At 55.7% G+C, this 5,386-nt stretch carries 2 rRNA genes; both read right to left on the reverse strand.

From position 1 onward, the window contains the following. Positions 1 to 80 precede the first annotated feature (80 nt). A 23S ribosomal RNA gene (locus HNR73_RS38915) occupies positions 81 to 3,213 on the reverse strand. Between the two features lie 368 nt (positions 3,214 to 3,581). Next, positions 3,582 to 5,102: ribosomal RNA gene (locus HNR73_RS38920) — 16S ribosomal RNA — on the reverse strand. Together the 16S and 23S rRNA genes form the textbook arrangement of a ribosomal RNA operon. Positions 5,103 to 5,386 lie beyond the last annotated feature (284 nt).

A 5,386-nucleotide genomic window follows, 5' to 3' on the forward strand; every position in this document is an offset into this window, starting at 1 on the left:
GGGGTGTGCTTCTGTGTGTTGTTTCAGAAGAACATAGTGGGTGCGAGACAAGAATCTATGACGCTCCAAAGAGCGAGGGTTTTGTTAAGTCCTCGGCCTATTAGTACCGGTCAACTGAACACATTACTGTGCGTACATTTCCGGCCTATCAACCCAGTAGTCTAGCTGGGGGCCTTACTCCCTTGCGGGATGGGATACCTTATCTTGAAGCGAGTTTCCCGCTTAGATGCTTTCAGCGGTTATCTCTTCCGAACGTAGCCAACCAGCCGTGCCTTTGGCAAGACAACTGGCACACCAGAGGTTCGTCCGTCCCGGTCCTCTCGTACTAGGGACAGCCCTTCTCAAGTATCCTACGCGCACGGCGGATAGGGACCGAACTGTCTCACGACGTTCTAAACCCAGCTCGCGTGCCGCTTTAATGGGCGAACAGCCCAACCCTTGGGACCTACTCCAGCCCCAGGATGCGACGAGCCGACATCGAGGTGCCAAACCATCCCGTCGATATGGACTCTTGGGGAAGATCAGCCTGTTATCCCCGGGGTACCTTTTATCCGTTGAGCGACACCGCTTCCACTCGCAAGTGCCGGATCACTAGTCCCTGCTTTCGCACCTGCTTGACCCGTCGGTCTCACAGTCAAGCTCCCTTGTGTACTTACACTCAACACCTGATTGCCAACCAGGCTGAGGGAACCTTTGGGCGCCTCCGTTACATTTTGGGAGGCAACCGCCCCAGTTAAACTACCCACCAGGCACTGTCCCTGAACCGGATCACGGTCCGAGGTTAGATACCCAGAACAATCAGAGTGGTATTTCAAGATTGCCTCCACACCCACTAGCGTGAATGCTTCACAGGCTCCCACCTATCCTACACAAACTGTTCCAAGCACCAATACCAAGCTATAGTAAAGGTCCCGGGGTCTTTCCGTCCTGCCGCGCGTAACGAGCATCTTTACTCGTAATGCAATTTCGCCGGGCCTGTGGTTGAGACAGTGGGGAAGTCGTTACGCCATTCGTGCAGGTCGGAACTTACCCGACAAGGAATTTCGCTACCTTAGGATGGTTATAGTTACCACCGCCGTTTACTGGCGCTTAAGTTCTCCGCTTCGCCCGAAGGCTAACAGGTCCCCTTAACGTTCCAGCACCGGGCAGGCGTCAGTCCATATACATCGAATTACTTCTTCGCATGGACCTGTGTTTTTAGTAAACAGTCGCTTCCCCCTGGTCACTGCGACCCCAGCCAGCTCACGGAGCTAGTCCGGTCACCAGACAGGGTCCCCCTTCTCCCGAAGTTACGGGGGTAATTTGCCGAGTTCCTTAACCACAGTTCACCCGATCGCCTTAGTATTCTCTACCTGACCACCTGAGTCGGTTTGGGGTACGGGCCGCTCGAAACTCGCTAGAGGCTTTTCTCGGCAGCATGGGATCACTGGCTTCACCTCAATCGGTTACCCGTCACGTCTCACCCTTAATGAGTCACGGATTTACCTATGACTCGGGCTACACGCTTAGCCCGGCTCTACCATTCACCGGGTCCAGCTACCCTCCTGCGTCACCCCATCGCTTGACTACTACCCCACAGGATCCCACCCGTCCACCATGAAGCCCACCCGAAGGCAGACAGACACAGTCTAGAATGGTTAGCACATGAAGGTTCGTCATGGTCGCTTCTTCGCGGGTACGGGAATATCAACCCGTTGTCCATCGACTACGCCTTTCGGCCTCGCCTTAGGTCCCGACTTACCCAGGGCGGATTAGCCTGGCCCTGGAACCCTTGGTCATCCGGCGGCAGGGTTTCTCACCCTGCTTTCGCTACTCATGCCTGCATTCTCACTCGCATGGCGTCCACGGCTAGGTCACCCTGCCGCTTCACCCGCCACACGACGCTCCCCTACCCATCCACACACCTAGACAAGACCCCGTAAGGTCAAGCCGGGTTAATGCGTGAATGCCACAGCTTCGGCGGTGTACTTGAGCCCCGCTACATTATCGGCGCAGAACCACTTGACCAGTGAGCTATTACGCACTCTTTCAAGGGTGGCTGCTTCTAAGCCAACCTCCTGGTTGTCTGTGCAATCCCACATCCTTTTCCACTTAGTACACGCTTAGGGGCCTTAGCTGGTGATCTGGGCTGTTTCCCTCTCGACTACGGAGCTTATCCCCCGCAGTCTCACTGCCGCGCTCTCACTTACCGGCATTCGGAGTTTGACTGATTTCGGTAAGCTTGTCGGCCCCCTAGACCAATCAGTGCTCTACCTCCGGCAAGAAACACGCGACGCTGCACCTAAATGCATTTCGGGGAGAACCAGCTATCACGGAGTTTGATTGGCCTTTCACCCCTACCCACAGGTCATCCCCCAGCTTTTCAACGCTGGTGGGTTCGGTCCTCCACACGGTCTTACCCGCGCTTCAACCTGCCCATGGGTAGATCACTCCGCTTCGGGTCTAGAGCACGCGACTATATCGCCCTATTCAGACTCGCTTTCGCTACGGCTACCCTCCACAGGTTAACCTCGCCACGCACCACTAACTCGCAGGCTCATTCTTCAAAAGGCACGCCATCACCCACAGTTGACTAAACAACTCGCAGGCTCTAACGGATTGTAAGCGCATGGTTTCAGGTACTATTTCACTCCCCTCCCGGGGTACTTTTCACCTTTCCCTCACGGTACTAGTCCGCTATCGGTCACCAGGAAGTATTTAGGCTTACCAGGTGGTCCTGGCAGATTCACGGCAGATTTCAGGGGTCCGCCGCTACTTGGGAAATGCGATCTGCAGGTGATGTGTTTTCGCCTACCCGACTCTCACGGTCTACGGTCAGCCTTCCCAGACTGTTCGACTAACACACCACTTTCTTACTGCAGCCAATGCTGGTAGACACTGGACACACACTCCCACAACCCCAATTGCGCAACCCCTACCAGGTATCACACGCAACCGGTTTAGCCTCATCCGCTTTCGCTCGCCACTACTCACGGAATCACTGTTGTTTTCTCTTCCTACGGGTACTGAGATGTTTCACTTCCCCGCGTTCCCTCCACACCACCTATACATTCAGTGGCGGGTGACACTGTATGAACAGTGCCGGGTTTCCCCATTCGGACATCCTGGGATCACAGCTCGGTTGACAACTCCCCCAGGCCTATCGCGGCCTCCCACGTCCTTCATCGGCTCCTGGTGCCAAGGCATCCACCATGCGCCCTTGACAACTTAACAAAAATTAGATGCTCGCACCCACTATGCACATCTCAAACAACACACACACCCCGCAACCAGAACAAGTGAACCAAGCCCTCCACGCGTTCGAAACCGAACGCCGACCCTCAACGCCTTCTCAGCGCAAGAGCCCCATGGAGTGGTTATCACCGCTCAAACGGGGGTGTCCATCAGCAGAACACGCGGGAATGCCGACCCCCGAACGGGGCCGGCATGTCCCAGGCGTGTTGCCTCAGGACCCAACAGGGGTTTTCGGTCAGCATCCAGACACGACAAGCGCGCTGGGAAAGTGTAAGAACCCTCAGTGATCCAAGTAACCCTCACAGCGGAAACGCTGCTCGGTGGTCTTGGATGGGGTTACTCCTTAGAAAGGAGGTGATCCAGCCGCACCTTCCGGTACGGCTACCTTGTTACGACTTCGTCCCAATCGCCAGCCCCACCTTCGACGGCTCCCTCCACAAGGGTTGGGCCACCGGCTTCGGGTGTTGCCGACTTTCATGACGTGACGGGCGGTGTGTACAAGGCCCGGGAACGTATTCACCGCAGCGTTGCTGATCTGCGATTACTAGCGACTCCAACTTCACGGGGTCGAGTTGCAGACCCCGATCCGAACTGAGACCGGCTTTACGAGATTCGCTCCACCTTACGGTATCGCAGCCCTCTGTACCGGCCATTGTAGCATGCGTGAAGCCCTGGACATAAGGGGCATGATGACTTGGCGTCATCCCCACCTTCCTCCGAGTTGACCCCGGCAGTCTCCTATGAGTCCCCACCATTACGTGCTGGCAACATAGGACAAGGGTTGCGCTCGTTGCGGGACTTAACCCAACATCTCACGACACGAGCTGACGACAGCCATGCACCACCTGTACACGACCCTAAAAGGACCCCATATCTCTATGGGTTTTCCGTGTATGTCAAACCCAGGTAAGGTTCTTCGCGTTGCATCGAATTAATCCGCATGCTCCGCCGCTTGTGCGGGCCCCCGTCAATTCCTTTGAGTTTTAGCCTTGCGGCCGTACTCCCCAGGCGGGGCGCTTAATGCGTTAGCTACGGCACAGAGACCCGGAGAGGTCCCCACACCTAGCGCCCAACGTTTACAGCGTGGACTACCAGGGTATCTAATCCTGTTCGCTCCCCACGCTTTCGCTCATCAGCGTCAGGATAGGCCCAGAGATCCGCCTTCGCCACCGGTGTTCCTCCACATATCTGCGCATTTCACCGCTACACGTGGAATTCCGATCTCCCCTACCTACCTCAAGCCTGCCCGTATCGACCGCAAGCTGGAAGTTAAGCCCCCAGTTTTCACGATCGACGCGACAGGCCGCCTACGAGCCCTTTACGCCCAATAAATCCGGACAACGCTTGCGCCCTACGTCTTACCGCGGCTGCTGGCACGTAGTTAGCCGGCGCTTCTTCTGCAGGTACCGTCACTTGCGCTTCGTCCCTGCTGAAAGAGGTTTACAACCCGAAGGCCGTCATCCCTCACGCGGCGTCGCTGCGTCAGGCTTTCGCCCATTGCGCAATATTCCCTACTGCTGCCTCCCGTAGGAGTCTGGGCCGTGTCTCAGTCCCAGTGTGGCCGGTCGCCCTCTCAGGCCGGCTACCCGTCACCGCCTTGGTAGGCCATTACCCCACCAACAAGCTGATAGGCCGCGAGCCCATCTTCAGCCGAAAAACTTTCCACCACACACCATGCGATGCGAAGTGAATATTCGGTATTAGACCCCGTTTCCGAGGCTTATCCCAAAGCCGAAGGCAGATTACTCACGTGTTACTCACCCGTTCGCCACTCCATATACCCACCGAAGCGAGTACTGTCGTTCGACTTGCATGTATGAAGCACGCCGCCAGCGTTCGTCCTGAGCCAGGATCAAACTCTCCAACAAAACTTAGTTTCACTGAAAAGTGAACCTGACCAATAAAGAAATTGGTCAAGGAAAAACATCTAGTAAACCCACAAACAACAAGCCACCATCCCGAAAGACAGCAACCAACGTTGCTCATAAGGCCCTACACAAACTGACCAAAAACACCCTGTTGAGTTCTCAAACAACACACCCACACCAAAGCCCGAGACAACCGTCCACAGACCCGACTGGCAGGTTTTCTATTATCTAACAAGTCTATGTCTAACCGTGTAACTCAGTCTTGCTTGTCTTTCCGGTCTTGC

Origin of the sequence: Phytomonospora endophytica (assembly GCF_014202425.1) — a bacterium.
GTDB classification, from domain to species: domain Bacteria; phylum Actinomycetota; class Actinomycetes; order Mycobacteriales; family Micromonosporaceae; genus Phytomonospora; species Phytomonospora endophytica.